Source organism: Escherichia sp. MOD1-EC4550 (genome assembly GCF_963876935.1).
GTDB classification, from domain to species: Bacteria; Pseudomonadota; Gammaproteobacteria; order Enterobacterales; family Enterobacteriaceae; genus Escherichia; species Escherichia coli_F.
In genome coordinates, this window is the sequence record NZ_CAWNSE010000041.1 from 1 (window position 1) to 396 (window position 396).

1 tRNA gene is annotated in these 396 nt (G+C 47.2%); it reads left to right on the forward strand.

Features of this window, described 5'->3' with window-relative positions:
• Positions 1–85 precede the first annotated feature (85 nt).
• Positions 86–161 (forward strand) — tRNA-Glu (locus AACU19_RS20165).
• The last annotated feature ends 235 nt before the right edge of the window (positions 162–396 follow it).

Genomic DNA, 396 nt, shown 5'->3' on the forward strand with positions numbered 1-396 from the left:
CCTTAAAGAACTGTACTTTGCAGTGCTCACACAGATTGTCTGATAGAAAGTGAAAAGCAAGGCGTCTTGCGAAGCAGACTGATACGTCCCCTTCGTCTAGAGGCCCAGGACACCGCCCTTTCACGGCGGTAACAGGGGTTCGAATCCCCTAGGGGACGCCACTTGCTGGTTTGTGAGTGAAAGTCGCCGGCCTTAATATCTCAAAACTCATCTTCGGGTGATGTTTGAGATATTTGCTCTTTAAAAATCTGGATCAAGCTGAAAATTGAAACACTGAACAACGAAAGTTGTTCGTGAGTCTCTCAAATTTTCGCAACACGATGATGAATCGCAAGAAACATCTTCGGGTTGTGAGGTTAAGCGACTAAGCGTACACGGTGGATGCCCTGGCAGTCA